This window comes from Kyrpidia sp. (assembly GCF_023512215.1).
Lineage (GTDB): Bacteria > Bacillota > Bacilli > Kyrpidiales > Kyrpidiaceae > Kyrpidia > Kyrpidia spormannii.
The window spans coordinates 49,490-71,615 of the sequence record NZ_JAILZZ010000011.1 but is presented as its reverse complement, the minus strand read 5'-3'; the positions used below and the strand labels follow the sequence as shown (position 1 = coordinate 71,615).

General features: G+C 61.9%; 18 protein-coding genes. 2 read left to right on the top strand and 16 right to left on the bottom strand.

Features of this window, described 5'->3' with window-relative positions; genetic code table 11:
* Nucleotides 1-467 precede the first annotated feature (467 nt).
* Together allB and K6T64_RS06445 are read right to left on the bottom strand one after the other, a co-directional pair.
* A complete protein-coding gene (gene allB, locus K6T64_RS06450) occupies nt 468-1,853 on the bottom strand; it encodes an allantoinase AllB (RefSeq protein WP_288009132.1) in 1,386 nt (461 codons plus the stop codon).
* A gap of 29 nt (nt 1,854-1,882) precedes the next feature.
* Entirely contained in the window at nt 1,883-3,136 is a 1,254-nt protein-coding gene (locus K6T64_RS06445) for an MFS transporter (protein WP_288009131.1), read from the bottom strand.
* Nucleotides 3,137-3,494: 358 nt separating this feature from the next.
* On the opposite strand from K6T64_RS06445, the gene K6T64_RS06440 reads away from it, so the two are divergent.
* Nucleotides 3,495-5,156, top strand: a complete 1,662-nt coding sequence (locus K6T64_RS06440; RefSeq protein WP_288009129.1) for a PucR family transcriptional regulator — start codon at nt 3,495-3,497, stop codon at nt 5,154-5,156.
* Here K6T64_RS06440 and K6T64_RS06435 read toward each other — a convergent pair.
* The 14 genes from K6T64_RS06435 to K6T64_RS06370 all read right to left on the bottom strand — a co-directional run bounded on the left by K6T64_RS06435 (nt 5,093) and on the right by K6T64_RS06370 (nt 20,549).
* A complete protein-coding gene (locus K6T64_RS06435; protein ID WP_288009126.1) occupies nt 5,093-6,049 on the bottom strand; it encodes a dihydroorotate dehydrogenase in 957 nt (318 codons plus the stop codon). The genes K6T64_RS06440 and K6T64_RS06435 overlap by 64 nt on opposite strands.
* Complete coding sequence (locus tag K6T64_RS06430) at nt 6,039-6,833, bottom strand: dihydroorotate dehydrogenase electron transfer subunit (RefSeq protein WP_100667935.1); 795 nt, start codon at nt 6,831-6,833, stop codon at nt 6,039-6,041. The genes K6T64_RS06435 and K6T64_RS06430 overlap by 11 nt, the downstream gene beginning before the upstream one ends.
* A complete protein-coding gene (locus K6T64_RS06425; RefSeq protein WP_288009125.1) occupies nt 6,830-8,158 on the bottom strand; it encodes a Zn-dependent hydrolase in 1,329 nt (442 codons plus the stop codon). Before K6T64_RS06425 ends, K6T64_RS06430 begins: the two co-directional genes overlap by 4 nt.
* A gap of 254 nt (nt 8,159-8,412) precedes the next feature.
* Nucleotides 8,413-9,159 carry an orotidine-5'-phosphate decarboxylase gene (gene pyrF / locus K6T64_RS06420; protein ID WP_288009124.1) on the bottom strand — a complete coding sequence of 249 codons (747 nt, stop codon included), beginning with the start codon at nt 9,157-9,159 and terminating at the stop codon, nt 8,413-8,415.
* Complete coding sequence (locus tag K6T64_RS06415) at nt 9,156-10,082, bottom strand: dihydroorotate dehydrogenase (protein WP_288009138.1); 927 nt, start codon at nt 10,080-10,082, stop codon at nt 9,156-9,158. Before K6T64_RS06415 ends, pyrF begins: the two co-directional genes overlap by 4 nt.
* Nucleotides 10,082-10,846, bottom strand: coding sequence for a dihydroorotate dehydrogenase electron transfer subunit (locus K6T64_RS06410; protein WP_288009122.1), 765 nt, complete (start codon nt 10,844-10,846; stop codon nt 10,082-10,084). Before K6T64_RS06410 ends, K6T64_RS06415 begins: the two co-directional genes overlap by 1 nt.
* Before the next feature lie 7 nt (nt 10,847-10,853).
* Nucleotides 10,854-14,177, bottom strand: a complete 3,324-nt coding sequence (gene carB / locus K6T64_RS06405; protein WP_288009121.1) for a carbamoyl-phosphate synthase large subunit — start codon at nt 14,175-14,177, stop codon at nt 10,854-10,856.
* A complete protein-coding gene (gene carA, locus K6T64_RS06400; protein ID WP_288009119.1) occupies nt 14,170-15,294 on the bottom strand; it encodes a glutamine-hydrolyzing carbamoyl-phosphate synthase small subunit in 1,125 nt (374 codons plus the stop codon). The genes carB and carA overlap by 8 nt, the downstream gene beginning before the upstream one ends.
* A complete protein-coding gene (gene pyrB, locus K6T64_RS06395; RefSeq protein WP_288009118.1) occupies nt 15,291-16,325 on the bottom strand; it encodes an aspartate carbamoyltransferase in 1,035 nt (344 codons plus the stop codon). The genes carA and pyrB overlap by 4 nt, the downstream gene beginning before the upstream one ends.
* The gene (uraA, locus tag K6T64_RS06390) at nt 16,325-17,644 is read right to left on the bottom strand and encodes a uracil permease (protein ID WP_483306132.1); all 1,320 of its coding nucleotides are present in this window, start codon (nt 17,642-17,644) and stop codon (nt 16,325-16,327) included. The genes pyrB and uraA overlap by 1 nt, the downstream gene beginning before the upstream one ends.
* Before the next feature lie 159 nt (nt 17,645-17,803).
* Nucleotides 17,804-18,379, bottom strand: coding sequence for a bifunctional pyr operon transcriptional regulator/uracil phosphoribosyltransferase PyrR (gene pyrR / locus K6T64_RS06385; RefSeq protein ID WP_170085761.1), 576 nt, complete (start codon nt 18,377-18,379; stop codon nt 17,804-17,806).
* 147 nt (nt 18,380-18,526) lie between these two features.
* Nucleotides 18,527-19,453 carry an RluA family pseudouridine synthase gene (locus tag K6T64_RS06380; protein WP_288009115.1) on the bottom strand — a complete coding sequence of 309 codons (927 nt, stop codon included), beginning with the start codon at nt 19,451-19,453 and terminating at the stop codon, nt 18,527-18,529.
* On the bottom strand, nt 19,450-19,905 hold the full coding sequence (gene lspA / locus K6T64_RS06375; protein ID WP_100667945.1) for a signal peptidase II: 456 nt from the start codon (nt 19,903-19,905) through the stop codon (nt 19,450-19,452). The genes K6T64_RS06380 and lspA overlap by 4 nt, the downstream gene beginning before the upstream one ends.
* Before the next feature lie 92 nt (nt 19,906-19,997).
* A complete protein-coding gene (locus tag K6T64_RS06370; RefSeq protein WP_288009114.1) occupies nt 19,998-20,549 on the bottom strand; it encodes a TraR/DksA C4-type zinc finger protein in 552 nt (183 codons plus the stop codon).
* A 179-nt stretch (nt 20,550-20,728) separates the two neighbouring features.
* Between K6T64_RS06370 and K6T64_RS06365 the strand changes: the two genes are divergently transcribed.
* Nucleotides 20,729-21,952, top strand: coding sequence for a multidrug efflux MFS transporter (locus tag K6T64_RS06365; RefSeq protein WP_288009113.1), 1,224 nt, complete (start codon nt 20,729-20,731; stop codon nt 21,950-21,952).
* Nucleotides 21,953-22,126: the final 174 nt, after the last annotated feature.

Below are 22,126 nucleotides of genomic sequence, written 5' to 3'. Positions count from 1 at the left end.
CTCCGTGAAAAGATTCATCCGGGCTAACAGTGGCGTACTGTTTGATTCTCAAGGATCGAGGTGCCGCTTCGAGCGGCGACAAGAGATACTTTATCAAATCCCGGCTGATGATGCAACCGGTAGTTCGTGGAAACGCCCGCGACGTCTGCCGCGCACATTTTCCGGCCGCCCCGGGGGTGAGCCCATCGGGGCAGCGAGGAGAATTATAGGCCCTTTGAGGGCCCGGACACAACCCGGGCGATCCCCGAATTCGGCAGAGAAACCGGCTTCATTCGCCCCCATGCGCCCGCACGCTTGGGAATGCGCAATTTTTCATTGCCGGATGCGGCGCTGCGCCCCAGCCTCGGCATCACAGAGATGGGCGGCTTCCTCAAGTCCGCCGGCGACAGACTTCCCCACATTGAGACGACCCATTCCCGACGCCTGTCCTCCCGGGGGGCTCGACCCAGCCCGTCCACCGGTCTCCCTCACACCCCCGGCTTCACCAGCCGCCCCACCGGACCCGCGATCGGCCGGCCGTCCTCCATCACCTGGACCCCCCGCACGAAGGCGGCCACCGGTGCCCCGCGACCGGACCGGCCCTCATAAGGCTGAACCCGGCTTTTCGAATACAGATCCTCGCCCCGCACCACCCACGTCCGATCCAAGTCCACCACGGTAAAATCAGCGTCGGCGCCGGGCCGGATCACGCCTTTTACCCCGTAGAATCCCCAGATCCGGGCGGGGTTTTCCGCCATGAGTTCCACCAGCCGGTTGAGGCTCAACTTCCCCCGCACCACCGCGTCAAGCATCAACGGCACCATAGTCTGAACGCCCAAAAACCCTGCTGGCACACTCCAGATGTCCCCGCTTTTCTCTTCCTCGGTGTGGGGCGAGTGGTCCGATCCGACGGCCTGCAGTTCTCCCGATCGAAGAGCCTCCCAAAGCCGCTTCTGATGATCGCGCTGGCGGATCGGAGGAAGAATCTTCATCCGCACCCCCACCCGCTCCCAATCCTCATCCGTCAGCGTTAAATAATGCGGACAGGTCTCGCCAGTTACCGACCACCCCCGCCGCCGCGCTTCAGCCAGCGCCTCCACCCCGTCCGCCGACGTCATGTGGAGGATGTGCACATGCACCCCCGCCGCCTGGCCCAGCGCCATGGCCGCCTCCGTGGTCAACCGCTCATTCACCGCCGGCCGGGAACGTAAAAATGCAGCATAATCGGCTTCCCCCGCCGCCCTCTCCTTCCGAGTCTGCCGGGCGATGAGTTCCCGGTTTTCCGCGTGGACAGCCACCGCCCGCCCCAGCTCCCCGATCACCCGAAAGGCTTCAAAAATCTGCCCTACATCCGGAGGCGGGACGATGTCGCCCCCCTCCGCTGCATCGTACACAAGGGCCAAGCTCCTGCGGTCCAAGGCATAACCCCAGAATAACTTAAACCCGATCACCCCGGCCTCGGCGAGCCCCGGGAGCGCCTCCAGGTTCTCGTCCCCCAACACAATCCCGTAAAGCCCATAATCCACGTGGGCTTTGGGAGCGATTTCCTCCACCCGACGGTAAAAATGATCCGCGTCCCTCACAGGTGGTACGCAGTTGGGCATCTCCAGAATCGTGGTGATCCCGCCGGCCGCCGCCGCCCGGGTGGAGTGAGCAAAATCCTCCTTGTGGGTGAGTCCGGGGTCCCGGCTGTGTACGTGTTCGTCGATGAGGCCCGGGAGCACAAACCGCCCGGTGGCATCATACACCCGCCCGGCCTCGGCGCCTTCCAGCATCCCGACTGCGGCGATTTTGCCGTCGACAACCCCGATATCTCCCCGGTACGTTTCCCGGGGCGTCACAATCTGCCCGCCCCGAAGAATCAGATCAAACATCCTGTCCAAACCCCCTTATGCCAAACCGGTCACGTTAGCTCGGCTCCTTTTCGCTCTTGAATCAACAACAGAGTGGTCAACGCCGCGACAACATACACCCCGGAGATCACCCCGATCGCCGAACTCAAGGACTGGTGCAACGCCAGATAACCGATGACGAACGGCGCCAGCCCCCCAATGGCTCGTCCCACATTAAATGTAACATTTTCCGCCGTCGATCGTACTTCTGTAGGATAACTCTCGGCGATGAGGGCACCGTACCCGGCCATCATTCCATTGACGAAGAACCCCATGATCGCCCCGCCGATCAGCAGCGCCACCGGAATGGTCTGATGTGTGTACAGCCACACCGCCGCCGCCGAGGCCAACTGAAACAGAATGAAAGACGGTCTGCGTCCCCATCGGTCTGCCAGCCAGCCGAATACGACAATGCCGATCATCATCCCCACCACGGTCACAATCGTCCATACGCCGGACTTATTAAACGAAAACCCGAGTTGCTTGGCCAACATCGTCGGCACCCAAGTCATGATCCCATAGTATCCGAAATTTTGCACACTGCAAAGAATCGTTAACCCCACCGTGGAGGCCGCCGCTCGGGGGGTGTTGAACAAAAGCGACAAAGGGACCGAACGCGCACCTTGGGTCCGTTGCTGCCACAAGTCTGGCTCCTTGAGACTCCGCCTCGCCCAAGCCGCGAATAACGCCGGAATGATACCGACGAAGAACACGCCCCGCCACCCGAACAGCGGTTGGATCCACAATGATGTCAGGATCGCCAGCACTACCCCTACCTGAAAACCGAGAGCTACCCCGGAAGTGGCCCGGGCCCGGTACCGCGCCGGCCAGGTTTCAGTCACCAAGGTCATCCCTATCCCAAATTCTCCACCGAGCCCCAGGCCCGCAATGAACCGGAACACGTTCACCCAGGTCAGGTTCGTCGCGAATGCCGTGAGCCCGGTGAAAACGGCGAAGATAACAATTGACCACGTGAAAGTCCGCACCCGACCCACGGCGTCGGCGAGTATTCCAAAGCCAATCCCGCCGATGACGGCCCCGAACAAAGTTACGGTGGCGATCCCCCCGGCCTGGGCGGTTGTTAAATGAAGATCACTGATCATGGCGGATAAAACCATCGAAAGGATCATCAGATCCAGACCGTCCATCGCATAACCGATTGCAGACGACCACAACACCTTCCAGTGATACGGTGTAACCCGGTTTTTTTGCTCCGGTTCCATCCCGGCCTTTGGAACCTGTACACCCGATGCCGAAACTCCCACGAATCCTCCCTCCGATCTGTTACCGCTTTGTTATGTTTTTTTACTTACCATGAATATAGCCGCTACACCCCGCTTTGTCTGTTGGACGATCGGCCAAAACCATTGCCTGCTCTTTGTCGGTCATCAACAATCCACACGGAGCCGACAACGGCTTCGCCGCAGATAGTGCCCGCCAACGGAGTATACCTGACCAAGCATGTAGATCGCAAAGAGCGAACGGGGCCTGTGCAAAGGTGGCCTCCCCAGTATAGCGTTCCCCCAAGAACTGATTCGTGAACGGCGGGGATACCCATATGGCCCCCGCAGCGCCGAAAGGTCCACTTTGTGGTATGATGTCTGGCGTAAGGAGGCGATTCGGTTGTCCTTCACCCTGCGCGAAGCACTTCATTGCGAAGGCCTTCGACTGTGCCGGGTGGTGGCAGGCGCCCGAGGGTTGGACCGGCCCCTTCGCCACGTCACCGTCATGGAAGTCCCTGATATCACCGAGTGGCTCAAGGGCGATGATCTGCTATTGACCAGTCTGTATGCACTGCGAAACGATCCAGCTGCCCGACGTCGGCTGATCCGGGATTTAGCGGACCGGGGTGCCTGCGCCTTGGCGGTCAAAACCCGGCGCTATGTGGACTCTGTCCCGCCGGAGATGGTGGAAGAAGCGGACCAAGCCGGATTCCCCCTGTTGGAGATCCCCCGAGACATCACGTATCTCGACATCATGAACCCGTTAATGCGCGAACTGCTCAGGGATAATTCAACGTCTTTCGTCGACTTGGAACGAGATATGCGTTGGCTAACCGAGATCGCGTTTAGTGGAGCAGGACTGGATCTTCTCTTGAGGTCCTTGGCCTCGGTGCTTCGTCAACCCCTCACCTTTGAAAATGACGCCATCCGTTGGTACGGTCGCCTGGAAAGCCGGAAGATATCGCCGTTATCTGCAGAGGATAAACATACACTTCGGGAGATTGCACGGCTCACCCCCATCCAACGCGATTTGGACCAAGAAACAATGGAGTGCATTGCCGCCCCCTTGGTTTTGCACGGAATCCTAGAGGGTTGCCTCACCCTGTGGCCGCAAGAAGGACATATAGAAGAACGGGATTACATGTTGCTGGAGCGGGCATCAGCCCTAGTGGCTCTAGAACTCATGAAACAAAAAACCGCCATGGAAGTCGAGCAACGCTACAAGAGTGAATTTTTGGGAGATGTTCTCGCTGGTCGCGGTGACCCCGACGAATTGATCTCCAGGGGGCGAGTGTTTCGATGGAACTTGGATCAAGACTTTTGTGTAGCCGTGATCAGCTTGCTCCCTCGGGAGTCCGAGACGTCCGCGAAAAGCATGCGAGATCGGTCAAGCGAGGGGGACATTCAGGGACGTCTCTTGTCGGAGTTGGCGCGACAGATTGAGGATGCCGTTCAGCAACGGGTATCTGGGGCGGCGGTAGGGGTTCGAGGCAATCGGGTCATTCTTCTATTACCCGTGACAAATGTCCCACAACAGGATTCCCAGGAAGAGAAAAAAGTCGACTCATCCAACGAATCATTCCTGTCCAATTTGCTTCAGGATATCCAAAAACACTGGACGGAGTTTGATCTTGTTGCGGGACTCGGCCGCATTTACCCCGGTGTGCAAGGAATCCCTGTGGCGTACCGGGAGGCCTGCCAGGCCTCCTCCTTCGGCGCCGACGGTCGAGCCCGGCGCCGTATCACCACATTCTGGGATCTGGGTATCTACCGCCTCCTGACCGGTTTTAATCCAGAAGAGATGTCGGGATTTTACCGGGATACCGTCGGTCGCCTGGAGGATTACGATCAAAAAAACCATACGAACCTGATCGAGACGTTGGAAGCGTATTTCGCCCACAACGGGAGCCTCACGTCCACCTCCCAGGCTTTGTTTATTCACGTCAATACCCTAAAGTATCGCCTCGGGCGCGTAGAGACCTTGACCGGTCTCAACCCTTACGACTCTGAAGATCGACTGCAACTGCAACTGGCGCTGAAAATCCGTCCCTTATTGGCCTGACCGACAATTTCGGTGATCGATTTGAGCCCTTCCCGTTCGACGTACTCGTCGAGGTCACGGATGATTTCCGTCATGCCGCGTGGGTTGACAAAATTATATGTCCCCACCTGAACGGCCCGGGCGCCCGCAAGCAGATACTCCAGGACATCGTCCACCCTAGAGATGCCCCCACACCCGATGATGGGAATGTTCACGTGCGGATAAATTTGGTACACCATGCGAAGAACAATGGGTTTCACCGCCGGGCCGGACAACCCTCCCGTGACATTGCCGAGCTTCGGTCTCTTGGTATGCGGGTCGATCGCCATACCAATCAGCGTATTCGCCACCACCAAGGCGTCCGCCCCGGCCTCCTGGGCCGCCCGGGCAACCGACACCATATCCCCGGTATTTGGCGTTAATTTGGCCCATATTGGAAGATCTGTGGCCTCCCGCACCGCCCGTATGGTCCGATACGTCCCGTCGGCTTCCATGGCCGGAGACCAGCCTCCCACTTCAAGATTGGGACATGAAATATTCACCTCGATGGTCTGAACGCCAGGAACGGTGAGACGGTGGGCCAAACGGGCATACCCTTCCGGACTTTCCCCCGAGATGCTCACCACCAAAGGAGTCTTCCATCGGCGATAAACGGGAAGCTGATCGATTATAAAATTTTCTACTCCTTTGTTTTGGATGCCCACCGCATTCAACATGCCGGCGGGCGTCTCGATACAGCGGGGGCCGGGGTTACCCGCCCTGGGATACCAAGTCACACTCTTGGTGACCAGCGCCCCCAATTGATCAAAATCGATCCATTCGGCCAAATCTGGAGAAAAGGTACCGGATGCCGGCATAACCGGATTCTTGAGACGAAGGGGACCAACCTGCACACTCAAACGATCAGAGCTCATCCACGATCACCTCGGCAAGGGAAAACACCGGGCCTTCCCGGCAGACGCGAAGGGGATACACCCGTCCTTCTCTGAAAAAAGGTTTGACACAGCAGTAACACATGCCCAGGCCGCATCCCATGTTTTCCTCGAGGGCAACTTGCCCGGGTATCCCATGCGTGTCGGCAAGACGTTGCATCAGCTTGGTCAATCGCCGGGATCCACAAGTGAAGACCGCGTCCACCGACTCCCGATGTAGGATCTCGCGGACCATGCTTTCCACCACGTGTACCTCGCTGGTGCCCTCGACATCCGTCACCGTGGCCACCCGGGCCCCTAGCTCGTGCAGCCGATCGACGGACACGAGTCGATCAGGAGTTCTCGCACTCAAAATGGCGAAAACGTCCATCCCGGATTGAACAGCTTGCTCCGCCAGGGGAGCAAGGGTCGCCAATCCCGCGCCCCGCCCCACGAGCAAAATGCCCCTCCACGCGGAGTCCAGCGAGAATCCTCTCCCTAAAGGGCCAAGTAAGTCAAGGGTATCTCCCGGGACCAACCCGGCCAACAGAGCGGTCCCCCGCCCCCGCACATGGTATAAGAACTCTACCCACCCGCGGTCCTCGTCGATTCCATAGATGCTCATCGGTCGGCGCAAGAGGGGATCCCACTGGGATGATAATCGAAGGTGAAAGAATTGTCCCGGTACAGCCACCACCGCATCCGGAGCCTCCACCACCATGTGTTTGTATCGACGCCCCACCCATTCATTCAGGACAATCCGGCCCTGGTGCAGGTCCGCGCTCATGTCAATCCCCCATCCGAATGGATGGCGTGTCCATCCGTTCGCCCGCCTACGGTGACATCGCCAAGATCGGCGATCCCGGGCCGCTTCGCCACGGCCGCCCCGGTCAAGCGGGTCAAAAACCGATCGAGCACAGCCAAGCCTGGGGCGAGATCTTTTTGGTCGGTCCATTCGTCCGGGTGATGACTGACTCCACCCCGGGAGGGCACGAAGATTATCGCTGCCGGACAGATTTTCCCCATGTTCATGGCATCGTGGCCGGCCCCGCTTGGCATGCGGTGGTACGGGACTTCGAGTTCGCGACATGTGCGCTCTAGCTCTTCAATCAATCCTTCGTGCATCACCGTCGGGTCATCTCGCTGCACAATCGAGACCTCCACAGTAACACCCCGGGTCTGACGGACTTCCTCACAATACGTGAGGAAACGATCCATGGCCCGGTCTTTGACCTCCCTCGAAGTACTTCGGAACTCGCCCCGCATTTCCACCCGGCCCGGGATGGTATTGGTGCTCCCGGGAAACACGTCCACAGACGCTACCGTTCCCACCAGCCAGTGGTCTCGTTCGGAAAGAGCAATCGCCTCCACCGCCTCCACCAATTGCGCGGCGGCCACCAAGGCATCCCGGCGCCGGCCCATGGGCACCGTTCCCGAATGAAGGGCCGTGCCTTCTATCGTCACCCGAAACCGCGTGGGAGCAGCAATCCCCGTGACCAATCCCACCGGGACCCCAAGCCGCTCCAACTCCGGCCCTTGTTCAATATGAAGCTCTACAAAACAAGCGTACTTTCCCGGGGGAAGCACGCAACTCGCAACGCTCCGAGGATCAAACCCCGCCTGTTCCAAGGCTCGACTGAGCGGGACTCCGTTCCGGTCGCTGATTGTATCCAAATCGCCCCCGTTCAGTTGTCCGGTCACGGCGCGACTGCCAAGGGTCGAGACGCCGAACCGGGCGGACTCCTCCGCTGCAAACACCACAATCTCCAAAGGCAATTCAGTTTCCAGCCCGGACTCGTTCCATGATCGGGCAACCTCCAGCGCCGCCAGAACTCCCAAGGCTCCATCGAATTTTCCGCCGGCCACCACCGTATCCAAGTGGGATCCCACCGCAACGGCGGGCCCCGCCACTCGCCCGGGGCGCCGGGCAAATACATTCCCGAAAGAGTCCTGATGAACCTGAAGCCCGGCCTGTTTAAACCGCTCGATCACCCACATCTTCGCCCGAAGATCATCTTGGGAAAAAGCCAATCGGGTGATGCCCCGACCGGCCCCGGCCCCGATGGTGGCCAGTTCCATCAAATCTCGCCATAGCCGCTCTACAGACGCCACTGGACCTCCCTCTCTTTCCCTTTCATCATAAATCTGGAGGAAAGAGTCCGTCTTTTGGTCGGAAAGACGAAAAGACCCCTTGCCATTTCGTCAGTCCGGACAAGAGGTCTTTTCCTAAAGCAGGGTTATCCCTCGGCATGACCGGGACCTTTTGCCGCGGGTCAGTGGCGTCCACCGCCTTTCCTCGGCAACCCTGGCGGGGCGCTAGCGCTACAATTTTCCGGCCACCACCCGCACATGCCTCCGATCCATCTTCACAATCTGCTCCCTTCCGCGCACTCCGCCAGCACCGCCTCCGCCGCCTCCCTCCAGTCCGGGCTGCGCAAGATGGGCCGCCCGATCACCAGACATCCCGCCCCCCGCTCCAAAGCCTCCCGGGGCGTGGCCACCCGGCGCTGGTCGTCCCCCTCAGCTTGGTAAAACGCCGGGCGAATACCCGGAACCACCGTGAGGAAATCCGGCCCGCACACCTCCCGGATCAGCGGCACTTCCTCCGCCGACGCCACCACCCCGTCCAGTCCGGACTGTTGCGCCAGCCGGGCGTACTGCTGAACCACTTCGGTCATTGACCCCGGAATCCCGAGCTCTTCATTCAACATTTTTTGGTCGGTGCTCGTCAACTGGGTCACCGCCACCACCCGGGGTCGGGGGATCCCCTCCGCCGCCGCCTGGTCAGCCACAGCCCGGAGCACCGTTTCCATCATCCTGCTCCCTCCCGAGGCGTGGACGGTCATCATGTCCACCCCGGACTTGGTGAGCACCGCCGCGGCCCGGGCGACGGTATTGGGAATATCGTGCAATTTGAGATCGAGAAAAATCCGCTGCGCCCCCGCCGCCCGAAGTTCTCGGAGAATGTCGGGACCAAAAAAATAAAACAACTCCATCCCCACTTTGAAACTGGAAAGAACCGGGGACACCGCCCGGACCACTTCCAGCGCCCGCTCCCGGGTATTCACATCGAGGGCCACATAGATTCGTTCCTTTAGAGATGCGGGATTCACTGATTCCACCCCTTCTGCGCCGCTCCGATCAACTCTCGCACCGCCCGGACTCCGTGGTTCCGACACCACGCGGCCAACTCGTCGAGAATATCCACGCACGCCGTGGGTTTGATAAAATTGGCCGTGCCCACCGCTACGGCGCTCGCCCCGGCCATGAAAAATTCCACCGCGTCTTCTCCGCTGGTGATGCCCCCCATGCCGATGATGGGAATCCGGACGACCCGGCTCACTTCGTAGATCATTCGTAAAGCCACGGGTTTAATAGCCGGCCCCGACAACCCCCCGAAAAAATTGGCCAGGATTGGACGCCGCCGTTCGATATCGATGCGCATCCCCACCAAAGTGTTGATCATCGACAGCCCGTCTGCCCCGGCCCGCTCCACAGCCTGGGCCAGCGCAACGATGTCCGTGACGTTGGGGGAAAGTTTCACAAACACCGGAACCCGGCTCACCGCTTTCACCGCCGCCGTCACCTCCGCCGCCATGTCCGGGTCGGTGCCAAAATGCATCCCTCCACACCGGACATTGGGGCACGAAATGTTCAGTTCCAGCCCCGCAACGTCCCGAGAGCGCGAGAGCCGCCGGGCGGTCTCGACGTACTCCTCCACCACCGATCCGGCGACATTGACGATGACCGGCACTCCGTAATGCCGCAGGGCGGGCAACTCGTCGGTGATCACCCGATCCACCCCGGGATTTTGCAACCCAATGGCGTTCAGCATCCCCGACGGGGTCTCCGCCACCCGGGGGGTGGGATTTCCCGGCCTTGGCTCCAGGGTCGTCCCCTTGACCACGATGGCCCCGAGGCGCGACAGATCGTACCACCGGGACATTTCCCGGCCATAAGAAAAACACCCCGAGGCGGGCATCACCGGATTGTGAAGTCGGATTCCCGCCAATTCCACCGAAAGATCGACATCCATCACGAAAATGCCACCTCCTCGGCGGGAAAGACCGGCCCGTCGGCACACACCCGGCGGTACACCAGGGACCCGTCCGCCCTCCGAAGGGGGTGAACGCAGCCCATGCACACCCCTATTCCGCAGCCCATCCGCTCCTCGAGAGACAAATAGCCGGGGAGATGACCCGACAGCTTCCCTTGCACCGCCTGAAGCATGGGACTCGGGCCACAGGCGTAAAAGCGATCGGCTCCCCGAAGAAGATCCTCCTCCAGGGCATCGGTGACCCTGCCGGGCATCCCGGCGCTTCCGTCTTCGGTGAGGAGACGCACCGGCCCCAGGGCGGCCAGCTCATCCACCAGCATCACATCCCGGGCTTCCCGAAAGCCGATCACCGCCGCCACCTCGACCCCCCGGCGGCGGACTTCCCGGGCCAGTTGGATCAGGGGAGGGACCCCAACCCCGCCGCCAATCACCAATACCCGACCATCTCCCGGGTGAAGGGGAAAGCCCCGCCCCAGCGGCCCCAGGACATCCAGGGCGGATCCGGGCCGGCGCCCGGCGAGCCACCGGGTGCCCGCCCCCACCACCCGGTACACCAGGGCGAATCGCCGGTCTGCTACCGCTTCGCTCAGGCTGATCGGTCGCCGAAGGACATGATCGAGCCCCTCTCCCACCCGGACGTGAAAAAACTGCCCCGGAGACCAGGGAGTGTCTTGCTCCATTTCTATCCAAAGGCGAAACACATCCCGGGTCAGGCGCTCCTGTTCCACCACCTGGACAATCACTCGGCCCTCACCCCCTGTCTCCCGCGGTCTCGGATCCATCGGCCACCCCCGGCGCCCCGCCGGTCACCGGCACCTGGTCGGCCTCTGCCTCAACCTCAAGTCCGCATTCCCCCGCTCGAGCACCCGGACCGGGGCGGACAGTGTCTTCGCCGGACCCCGCCGGGAGGGGCTCCACCGCCACCCGCAAGGACTCCAGCACCTCCACCAATGCCCGGGCCGTGTCGAGAGACGTTAAACAGGGAATCCCCCGCTCCACCGCTTCCCGGCGGATCCGGAATCCGTCCCGGCGCGGCTCGCGTCCCCGGGTCATGGTGTTGATCACCAGATCCGCCCCGTCCCGCACCACGTCGAGGATACTGGGAGACCCCTCCTCCACTTTGCGCACCCGGTTCACCGCCACCCCACGGCGCTCCAGAAAGTCCGCAGTGCCCTTGGTCGCAATCAACGTGAACCCCAACTCCGAGAGCCGGCGCAGAATCGGCCACGCCTCTTCCTTGTCCTTGTCTGCGACGGTGGCCACGACCCTGCCGCCCATGGGCACGCGAATCCCGGCACCGGCCAACCCTTTGTACAGCGCCCGGGCAAAAGAGACATCCCGGCCCATCACTTCGCCGGTGGATTTCATCTCCGGCCCCAGGGTCACGTCCACCCGGCGGAGCTTGGCAAAGGAGAAGACCGGCACTTTCACCGCCGTCTCCTGGCGCTCGGGCACGAGTCCCGGGCGATGGCCCTGGGCGCGGAGAGACTCGCCCAGGATGGATCGCACCGCCGCCTCCACCATGGGGACGCCGGTCACCTTGCTCAAAAAGGGCACCGTCCGGGAAGAGCGGGGGTTGACCTCCAGCACGTACAATTCGTCATTTCGGATGACGAACTGGATGTTGATCAGCCCTTTGACCTCCAGGGCCCGGGCGATGCGCTCGGTGGCGTCCACAATCCGCGCCTTCATCGCCGGAGAGAGGGATTTGGCCGGATAGACGGCGATGGAGTCCCCGGAGTGAACCCCGGCCCGCTCGATATGTTCCATAATGCCGGGGATCAGGACATCCTCCCCGTCGCAGACGGCGTCCACCTCCACCTCGGTGCCCTGGATGTAGCGGTCGATCCACACCGGGCGGTCCGGACCCGCCTCAAAGGCCTCCCGGAGATACCCCTCCAGCTCCTCGGGCTGGTCCACGATCTGCATCGCCCGCCCGCCCAGCACGTAGGAGGGGCGAACCAACAGCGGATAACCGAGATCCTGCGCCGCCCGGCGGGCCTCCTCCAGGCTCCAGGCGGTGCGGCCCCGGGGTCGGGACAGCCCGAGGTCGGCCAACAGCTCGTCGAATTTTTCCCGGTCCTCGGCCCGGTCGATCTGCTCGAGATCCGTCCCGAGAATCCGCACCCCCCGCGCCGCCAGGGCGGCCGCCAGGTTGATCGCCGTCTGGCCCCCGAACTGCACCAGCACCCCCACCGGATTTTCCCGGCGGATGACGTGCATCACGTCTTCCACGTGCAGCGGCTCAAAATACAGCCGGTCTGCGGTGTTAAAATCTGTCGAGACCGTTTCGGGGTTGTTGTTGACGATCACCGCCTCATACCCCGCTTTTTGCAACGCCCACACCGCGTGGACCGAGCAGTAATCGAATTCGATCCCTTGCCCGATGCGGATCGGGCCCGACCCCAAAACCACCACCGCCCGGCCCGTGGCCCCCGGGGCTTCATCCTCCCTTTCCCAGGAAGAGTAATAGTAGGGCGTCTCCGCCTCAAACTCCGCCCCGCAGGTATCGACGATTTTGTAAGATGGATAGAGATGGAGATCCCGCCGCCACCCCTCCACGTTCGAAAGGGGGACCCCCGCCAAACGGGCGATGGCGGTGTCCGGCAAACCAAGCACCTTGGCCTGCCGCAGCCGATCTTCCGTCAACCGCTCGGCGAGTTCCGCCTCCATGGCGACGATGTTGCGGATTTTATCGAGGAAGAACAGGTCGATCCCCGTGAGCCGGTGGATCTCATCGTCCTCCCACCCCCGGCGCATGGACTCCGCCACCAGGAAAATCCGCTCATCATCCGCTTCGGCCAGGCGCCGCCGCAGGTCTTCGTCCCCCAGTTCCCCGCTCCCGGGCAGATCCAGAGCGTCCACGCCGATCTCCAGGGAACGGATGGCTTTGAGAAGCGAGGCCTCAAAGGTGCGCCCGATGGCCATCACCTCACCGGTGGATTTCATCTGAGTGCCCAACCGCCGGTTGGCCGTGCTGAATTTGTCAAATGGCCAACGGGGAATTTTCGTGACCACATAATCCAGGGCCGGCTCAAACGAGGCGTAGGTGCGGCCGGTGACCGGATTGACGATTTCGTCGAGAAAATACCCCACCGCGATGCGGGCGGCCACCCGGGCGATGGGGTAGCCGGTGGCTTTCGAGGCCAGGGCGCTGGACCGGCTGACCCTGGGGTTGACCTCGATGACATAGTACCGGTCGCTCGCCGGATCCAAGGCGAATTGCACGTTGCAGCCGCCCTCGATCCCCAACGCCCGGATAATCCGCAACGAGGCGCTGCGCAACAGTTGATAGTCCTGGTCTGAGAGCGTCTGGCTCGGGGCGACGACGATACTGTCCCCGGTGTGGATCCCCACCGGATCCACGTTCTCCATGTTGCACACCACGATGCACGTATCCCGGCCGTCCCGCATCACTTCGTATTCGATCTCTTTGAACCCGGCCACGCTCCGTTCGACCAGAATCTGCCGGATCGGGCTCGCCTCCAGCCCCAGGGCGGCCACCTCGGCTAGTTCCTCCGGGCCGGCCGCCAGGCCGCCCCCGGTCCCTCCCAGGGTATAAGCCGGGCGCACGATCACCGGATAACCGATCCGGTCTGCAAACTGAAGCGCTTCTTCCACCTCGGTGACAATGGCGCTCTCGGGCACGGGTTCGCCGATCTCTGCCATCAGCTTTCGGAATTGCTCCCGGTCCTCCGCCCGCTCGATGGCGTGCAGGGGCGTCCCCAAAAGCTCGATGCAAAGCTCCTCCAGCACCCCTCTCCGGGCCAACTCCACGGCCAAATTCAGCCCGGTCTGCCCCCCCAAGGTGGCGAGAAGTCCGTCAGGCCTCTCCCGCCGGGCCACCGCCTCCACCGTTTCCGGAGTGAGGGGCTCGATGTAAACCCGATCCGCCATATGGGGATCGGTCATGATGGTGGCGGGGTTACTGTTGACCAACACCACTTCGTAACCTTCTTCTTTAAGCGCCCGACAGGCCTGGGTGCCGGCATAGTCGAACTCCGCCGCCTGGCCGATCACGATCGGGCCCGAGCCGATGACGAGGATTTTGTGAAGATCATTTCGTTTAGGCATAAACTCGCCCCTCCTCCACCCCGGCCTCCGCGTTGTCGATCTCTTCCAGAAACCGGTCGAACAGCTCCGCCGCATCGTCGGGCCCCGGACGGGCCTCGGGATGAAATTGAACGGAAAAGGCCGGGAGGTGCCGGTGGCGCAACCCTTCCACCGTTCCGTCATTTTGGTTCACATGGGTAACCTCCAAATCCTCTGGAAGTCCCTCCCGGGAGACGACGTAACCGTGATTCTGGGAGGTGATCATCACTCGCCCTGTGGTCAGATCTTTCACCGGATGATTGCAGCCCCGGTGGCCGAAGGACATTTTCTCAGTCCTCCCGCCGCAGGCCAGGGCAAAAACTTGATGGCCGAGACAAATCCCAAAAAGCGGCACCCGCCCGAGAAGTTCCCGTACCGTTTCCGCCGCCTCGGGAATATCCTGGGGATCTCCCGGACCGTTGGAGAGGACCACCCCTTGGGGCCGGAGGGCGAGGATCTCCGAAGCGGGTGTCCAGGCCGGAACAACATAGATGTCGCAGTTCCGGTACCGGAGGGATTCCAACATGCCGTGCTTCAACCCATAATCCACCAAGACCACCCTCTTGCCCTGTCCGGGTATCCGATACGGGGCCCGGGCGGTCACCTGGGCCACGTGATCCCGGGGGATCGGCTGCTCCAGGTGCGCCCAGAGCGCTGCTTTATCCGGCAAACCCTCCCCGGGCCCCGTGGATACGAGTGCTCCTTTCATTGTCCCTTCGCGCCGGATGTGCCGGACAAGGCTCCGGGTGTCGATTCCCTCAATCCCCGGGACCCCGTGCCGCCGCAGGTATTCGTCCAACGTCTCCACCGATCGCCGGTGGCTCGGAGTGGGCGCCGCCTCCCGGACCACCACCCCGAAAGCCCGGACTTGCCAGGACTGTTCGACCCCCGGCGCCAGGCCGTAGTTTCCGATCAAGGGGTAGGTAAAGGTCACAATCTGTCTGTAATAAGAAGGATCTGTCAACGTCTCCTGATAGCCCGTCATGCCCGTGGTGAACACCACCTCGCCCACCGAGATGGCCGCAGCCCCAAAACCTTTCCCTTCAAAGGCCGTCCCATCTTCGAGCAGTAGATACGCCTTTCGCTCTCCGTGTTTCACGCCGGCGTTCCCCCCTTAACCTGTGCCTTTGCCGTCCCTTCTCCTTCGGCGATGCTGAGGGTCCCCATGGCTGGGACCGACAGCGCCTCCGATCCCTCCGGGTACGCTTCACCCGCGTCTTCGAGACATTGGCACAACAAGGCCATGCGCACGTACAGCCCCCCTGCGGCCTGGCGAAAATACGCCGCCCGGGGATCCGCATCCACGGCGGGATCAATCTCCCCCGCCCGGGGCAAGGGATGCAGGATCACCGCGTCCGCCCTCATCCGAGCGAGCAGCGACGGATCCAACACATACCGGCCATAGGCCCGTTCATACATTTCCATAGAAGGAAACCGCTCCTTCTGAATCCGGGTCTGGTACAGGACGTCCGCTTGGGCCGCCACCCGGGCCAGATCCGTCTCCCTGGACCAGGAGGTTCCCCGCTCATCGAGATACGCCAGCACGCGATCCGGCACCGGCGTCTCCGGCGGTGAGACAAAATCGATATGAATGTCCCGGAAGAGGGACAACAGGTAGGCCAGGGAATGCACCGTCCGGCCATAGGCCAAATCCCCCACCATCGCCACCCGCAGCCCGTCCATCCGGCCCTTTTCCCGGTAAATCGCGTACAAATCCAAGAGCGCCTGGGTGGGGTGCTCCCCGGGCCCGTCCCCGGCATTAATCACCGGAACCGAGGAGACGGCCGCCGCCCGGGCCGCCGCCCCCTCCTCGTGGTGGCGCAACACGATCACATCGGCGTAAGCGCCGATCACGCGAATGGAGTCTTCCAGGGTTTCCCCTTTGATGGCCGAGGAGAACTGCGCGGCGTTCTCGGTGCTGATCACCTGACCGCCCAGCCGCAGCATCGCCGCTTCAAAAGACAATCGAGTCCGGGTGCTTGGCTCAAAAAACACCGTCGCCATGATTCGCCCCCGAAGGCGGTCCAACACCTGCCCGCCCTTCACCTTCTCTTCGAAAGTCCGGGAGGTTTCAAACAACGCCTCGACTTCAGGCCGGGTAAATTGTTTGGCTCCCAACACGTGCCTCATCAGCCCAGCGCCCCCTCTTCGCCTTTACCTTTCCCCGATTTTCCCCGGGACGCCCCCAAATCCGCCCCGGTCTCTTCACTTCCCGGGCGATCGCCTGACTCCCGGTCTTTTCTCTCCGGAAAAATCGCGTTGAGAATCATGCCGCCAAAGGTGGCCAGAGCCAACCCCCCGATCTCCAGTCCGCCCAGGTGCAGCACCGTGTTCCCCACCACGCCCACACCGAGCACCATGATGACACTGGCGATGGCCAAGTTCCGCGGCCGGGAAAAATCTACCCGGTGCTCCACCATCATCCGCACCCCGGCTGCTGCGATCGTCCCGAACAATAGCACGCTGATCCCACCCATCACCGGCACGGGGATGGAGTGCACCAAGGCGCCCAGTTTGCCGACGAAGGCGAACAGCATGGCAATCACCGCCGCGCCTCCGATCACCCACACGCTGTACACCCGGGTGATGGCCATGACCCCGATGTTCTCCCCGTAGGTCGTGGTGGGAGGTCCGCCGACGAGCCCGGCCACCACCGTGGCGACTCCGTCGCCCAGGAGCGATCGATGCAGCCCGGGGTCCCGCATGAGCGGCTTGCGGACGATGTTTTCCGTCACCAACAGGTGACCGATGTGCTCGGCGATGGTCACCAGAGCCACCGGGGCGATCGTCCACAACGCCAGGGTCGAAGGTTTTGGAGCGACAAAATGCGGCAGTGAAAACCAGGGCGCCTGAGCCACAACCTGCCAGTCCACCTGGCCCGCCGCCGCGCTGTACAGATAACCGACGATGATGCCAAACAAAATGGGAATCACGTTCAGGAATCCCCGGAAGAAGACCATCGCCGCCATGGCCGCCGCCAGGGCGATGACCGCCGCCAAATACCCCTCGGCGGCCATGGATACAGCTGTTCCCGCCAGGCTCAAGCCGATCACCACCACCACGGGTCCCACCACGATGGGAGGAAGGAGTTTCTCCAGCCACGCCGTGCCGAACCGCCCGATGAGAAGCGCCACCGCGATGTACACCACCCCGGACATCGCCGCCCCAAAGAGAGCCTCGCCCATCCCCTGGGCTTTGGACACCGCCAGGATCGGGGCGATGAAGGCGAACGAGGACCCGAGATACGCGGGGATTTTGCCTTTGGTCAGCAGAATGTACAACAGGGTTCCCAACCCGCCGGTGAACAGGGCCACCGAAGGGTCGAGCCCGGTCAGAAAAGGCACCATCACCGTGGAGCCAAACATGGCGAACATATGCTGGGCGCTCAAGGGAAGCGCCCGGCCTAAGGGAAGCCGGTCCTGAACGTCGACGATCCGTCCCATGGTCATTCCTCCTCGATGGCCATAAAAAAACCTCTGCGCCGGCGCAGAGGTTCTCGGCTCCTCGGGGAATCCTCCCCTACAGGTGCCGAATCCCTCCCTTTCCGGCCTCGCGGGACCGTTTTTAAAGGGAGTGTTCATCACTGTGATTGAAAACAAGAATGTCCACTAACAGCCGGGCGGCCGGGCCGATCCGTCCCCCGCCTCCTCGATGACCACGCGGTCGACTCCGTCCACCTCCTGAAGCCTCACCGCCACGGTTTCCTCCCGGGAGGTGGGGACGTTCTTGCCAACATAATCCGGCCGAATCGGCAACTCCCGGTGGCCGCGGTCGATGAGCACCGCCAGCTGAATCGATCGCGGCCGACCCACATCGATCAGGGCATCCATGGCGGCCCGGACGGTGCGGCCGGTGTACAACACATCATCCACCAGCACCACCCGGCGGTTAATCACCGAGACGGGAATGTCGGCGCTTTGGATCCGGGGTTCCCGGCGAGCCTCCCCCGAGCGTTCCCGATCATCCCGATAGTGGGTCACATCCAGAGAGCCCACCGGCACCGTCCCTTCTTCAAACGAAGCGATCATCGCGCTCAGCCGCTGGGCGAGGTGAACCCCCCGGGTCCGGATCCCCACCAACACCACATCCTCTGTGCCTTTATTTCGTTCCACAATTTCGTGGGCGATCCGCACCAGCGCCCGGCGCACCGCCTGGGCATCGAGAATAACCGCCTTCTCCGCCACCGCCACCACCCCCCGGGTACAAAAAAACCTTTGCCCGCCGGCAAAGGTGAATAATCCGCCTCACCCCTCCTTACCGGCCTCGCGGGACCTGTTTCAAGGAAGGCCTATCCTTGTTCTCGCCTATCATACCGCGCGCTTTCCGCGTCGTCAACCCCTGAGTTCAGCGATGAGATCCAGCATATCTTCGGGCAACGGCGACTCGAAGCGCACCCGCTCCCCGGTGCGGGGGTGATCAAAGCCGAGCACACCGGCGTGAAGCGCCTGCCCCTTCATCCCCAGGGAACGCCGGGGACCGTATTTCGGATCTCCGATCACCGGAAAGCCGATGAACTCCATGTGCACCCGAATTTGATGCGTCCGTCCGGTCTCCAGGCGCAGCCGCAGCAGCGTCGCCCGGGCAAAGCGCTCGATCACGATAAAATGGGTCACCGCCGGCCGGCCGCCCCTCACCACTGCCATCTGCTGCCGAAGATGAGGATGGCGCCCCACCGGGGCGTCCACCGTTCCGTGATCGTGGGGAACCACCCCGTGGACCAAGGCGAGATACTCCCGATCCACAGTGTGGTCGTGAAACTGCTTGGCCAAGCCCATATAGGCGAGGTCCGTTTTCGCCGCCACCAAAAGACCCGACGTGTCCCGGTCGATTCGGTGCACGATCCCCGGCCGCAAAAACCCGCCCAAACGCGACAGTCGCCCACAGTGGGCGAGAAGACCGTGAACCAGCGTGCCCCGGGAGTGGCCCGGAGCCGGGTGAACCACCAACCCCCGGGGTTTGTCCACCACCACCACATCTTCGTCCTCGAATACGATCTTCAAAGGTATGGGCTCGGGCACAAGCTCCAAGGGTTCGGGCTCCGGCGGCTCTACCAGCACGTCTTCCCCCGGGCGCACCCGGTGGCTGGCCTTCACCGGCCGCTCCCCGACCCGCACCCGCCCCTCGTCAATCCATCCCTGAATCTGCGACCGGGACGTATCCGCCAACCGCTCAGCCAGGAAACGATCCAATCGTTCCCCGGCCTCCTCCGGGTCCACCACAAACCAGAGGGTATCTCGCTCCTGAGCCTCTTCCTTCACGATTCCTTCTCCTTATGCACAGTGCGACCGGCCAAAAGGGCATCCACCACCATCCACGCTACGGCAATGGTGATACAGCTGTCCGCCACATTAAAAATGGGAAAATGAATGATCCGCACATCGAGAAAATCGATAACCCGCCCGATGACCAGCCGGTCCCAGAGATTCCCCACCGCGCCCCCGAGCAACAACGCCAAAGCAATCCGGGTGGAACGGCGCCGGGTCCGCCGTTTGGCCGACAGAATCCCGGCGATGACCACCAGAGTAACCGCCACGAACAACCAGCGCTGATTCTGAAGCATGCTGAAAGCCGCCCCGGCATTTTCATGATAAGTAATATGAAACACGCCGGGCCATACCGGGATTGTCTGTCCCAGCTCCATGCTGTGACTCACCCAGTACTTCGTCAACCAGTCCACCAGCCAGACCAGAAAAGCCCCGACATAAAACATGGCTTCACCCCGTCCAATACCTAAGCGCCCCCAGTGTATCACAGGCCGGAGATCAGCCGCAACGCCGCTTTCGGGCAGGCATTCACCTACCCTCACCCCTCGTCGTCATCATCGTCCGACTGGGGGCTAAAGGTTCTCACCACATCGCTGGACGTGCCATAGAAGGCCACGTCCTGCCAAGCATCCTCCCCGTCGTACCCCGTCTGGTCCTGCCCGTCCATAAACGTCCTCCCAAACCCCGGAGCGAGAAAGGCCTCTTCCACCGGCCTGTTGTCATCCCCTTCCCGATCGTCCTCGCGCTGCTGGCAACCCATACACAAACCCACCGCCGGATCGGCCTCCAACCGGGCTTCCCCGATGGGGCGGCCGCACCGCTCGCACACCCCGTAAGTCCCCCGGTCGATCCTCGCCAGCGCCTCTTGAACCTGATCGAGCCTGCGGAATCCCGCTTCCCGAAGCGCCATGTCTTTGCCCCGTTCGAACATGTCGCTGCCTAGATCGGCCGGATGATTGTCGTAGCCCGAGAGCTCCCCCACGGAATCGTTCATCGGCCGGTCGAGGCCGAACCCGCCATTTCGCCCCAGCCTCTCGGATAACTCCGCCGCCTCTTGTACCAGCCGCTGGCGCAGCGCCTCCGTCTCCACGAGTTTCCCCCTTTCTCCCGCGTCCCCCGCGGGGCTTGCCTCTTGGGCTAGTGTTTCTGACCGGGATCGGAACCATGCAGAAGGGGTGACACCCTGGAGGAGCCCTTTTTCATCTTGACAAGGATTTTATAATAATATTAACGTAAGTGAATGTTTCGTGGGACGAAAGGGATAAAACCATGATATTATGGAAACGAAATCTTCTCATCGCATGGATCGGGTCCTTTGCCACCACTGCCGGGATGAGTTTGGTCATCCCGTTTCTTCCGCTGTACATTCAACTACTGGGCGTCCAGAGCACGGCGGAAGTGGAACAGTGGGCGGGCATGGCCTTCGGCTCGACCTTCCTCATGTCAGCCATCGTCTCGCCAATCTGGGGGCGCCTCGCCGACCGCCGAGGGAGGAAACTGATGCTTCTGCGGGCGAGCTTGGGGATGGCCATTGTGATGACGGCGATGGGATTCGTGACCAGTGTCTACCAACTGGTGGGCCTGCGGCTGCTGATGGGGGCGGTGTCGGGGTACATCGCCGCGGCCATCACCTTGATCGCCACCCAGACGCCGAAGGAACACTCCGGATGGGCCCTGGGAACCCTGTCCACGGGCACCGTGGGCGGCAACCTCATGGGGCCGCTCATCGGGGGGTATCTCGCCGAAGCGATCGGGCTTCGGCACGTCTTTTTTGTGACCGGCGGCTTCATGATGCTCGCCTTTCTCATCACCCTCATCTTTGCCAAAGAACATTTTGCGCCGCCGAAATCGACACCGCAGGCCAAAGGAGGATTCTGGGCCCAGATCCCCAATCGGCGGACCCTTTGGGCCCTTTTTCTGACGACCTTCATGTTGCAGTTGGCCAACATGTCCATTGAACCCATCGTCACCGTCTACGTGACGCAACTGGCGGGGAACACCGAACACATCGCCCTTATCTCCGGCGCCGTGGTCGCGGCGGCCGGGTTCGCCAACGCCATGACCGCCTCGTGGCTCGGCAGAATCTCCGACCGGTTGGGCCCGCACCGAATTCTGTTCGCGGCTCTTCTGGTCGGTGCCCTGGTGTTTATTCCCCAGGCCTACGTCCGCACGCCCTGGGAGCTCCTCGGTTTACGGTTGCTCCTCGGGGTGTGTATGGCGGGAATGTTGCCCTCGATCAACTCCCTGATCAAACGCAACGTCCCCGAGGCCATGGCCGGGCGGGTTTTCGGATACAACCAATCCGCCCAATATCTGGGGAACATCGGAGGGCCACTGCTCGGCAGTCAGACCGCCGCCCATTTCGGGTTTCACTATGTGTTCTTTTCCACCAGCTTTTTGCTCCTCGTCAACGCCCTGTGGCTTCGATACACGGAGAAACACGCGGGGTTGGTGCCCGGTTCTCGTCACCAGCACCGCCTTAACACCGGCTGACCTCCCGGTTGCGTTACGAGGTCCAAAAAGGCCCTGTGAATCGTGTTCCGGGGAGAGAAAATCCCGGCCCGGAACACCTTCCTTCCGGCCGGCCGGGTCCGCACCGAAATCCGGACATGTTTCCGGGCGGGATCTTGTGACCCGGGGGACCGCGCTCCCCTGCCCCGGGCGGGG

Bases quoted from the DNA above. Each gene is read 5' to 3' on its own strand.
- allB (WP_288009132.1), bottom strand. From the start codon at position 1,853: ATGTTTGATCTGATTCTTCGGGGCGGGCAGATTGTGACGCCCCGGGAA.
- K6T64_RS06435 (WP_288009126.1), bottom strand. From the start codon at position 6,049: ATGAGCTCTGATCGTTTGAGTGTGCAGGTTGGTCCCCTTCGTCTCAAG.
- K6T64_RS06430 (WP_100667935.1), bottom strand. From the start codon at position 6,833: ATGAGCGCGGACCTGCACCAGGGCCGGATTGTCCTGAATGAATGGGTG.
- K6T64_RS06415 (WP_288009138.1), bottom strand. From the start codon at position 10,082: ATGGATGTCGATCTTTCGGTGGAATTGGCGGGAATCCGACTTCACAAT.
- carB (WP_288009121.1), bottom strand. From the start codon at position 14,177: ATGCCTAAACGAAATGATCTTCACAAAATCCTCGTCATCGGCTCGGGC.
- pyrB (WP_288009118.1), bottom strand. From the start codon at position 16,325: ATGAGGCACGTGTTGGGAGCCAAACAATTTACCCGGCCTGAAGTCGAG.
- uraA (WP_483306132.1), bottom strand. From the start codon at position 17,644: ATGACCATGGGACGGATCGTCGACGTTCAGGACCGGCTTCCCTTAGGC.
- lspA (WP_100667945.1), bottom strand. From the start codon at position 19,905: ATGTTTTATGTCGGGGCTTTTCTGGTCTGGCTGGTGGACTGGTTGACG.
- K6T64_RS06365 (WP_288009113.1), top strand. From the start codon at position 20,729: ATGATATTATGGAAACGAAATCTTCTCATCGCATGGATCGGGTCCTTT.